The organism is Bacillus sp. SIMBA_008 (assembly GCF_046535495.1).
GTDB lineage: Bacteria > Bacillota > Bacilli > Bacillales > Bacillaceae > Bacillus > Bacillus subtilis.
In genome coordinates this window covers 1-439 of record NZ_JAWRWL010000038.1, presented here as the reverse complement: position 1 = coordinate 439, position 439 = coordinate 1, and the positions used below count along the sequence as shown (strand labels likewise).

The following is a 439-nucleotide window of genomic DNA, read 5'->3' as shown; positions in this document are numbered from 1 at the left end:
TTAGATGGGAATGTAGGAACGGCTTATCAGATAGATGTACCTGAACATGGAAAAACCATTATACAAACGGCAAAAGGTCATTTTGCAAGAGTAGATCACGAGATTGGTTTTAAAATCAGCTAGATTACTGGATAGATCACAACATCATACGTCCAAGACGGAAAGCCTGCGGACACTGATCAAGACCCTATGAAAAGGGGACTGATTGGTGTCCGTTTTTTATTTCCTTAAAAAAGGGAGAGAGCCAGCATGCAAGATTTACTCATCGAATACAAACGAGCTTTAAAGGATGCTAGAAAAAGATATGAACCATTTAGAGAAAAAGAAGACAAACAGCTGTCAGATCAAGAGAAGCATGATAAAAAAATTATCGCTAGTATGGTCAGCGATCTCGAATACGTGGTGGAATGGCTTCAAATTGGCAGGCAGCCAGGCGCAC

Annotated in this window: 1 protein-coding gene and 1 pseudogene; both read left to right on the top strand. The window is 40.5% G+C overall.

The genetic code is table 11. The features are described 5' to 3' along the window. Positions 1-123, top strand: a 123-nt coding sequence (locus SB658_RS21970; protein WP_410602299.1) for an XtrA/YqaO family protein, incomplete at its 5' end; no start/stop codon positions are given. Between the two features lie 126 nt (positions 124-249). Then, positions 250-439 (top strand): annotated as a pseudogene (locus tag SB658_RS21965) (Fis family transcriptional regulator); the annotation flags it as partial.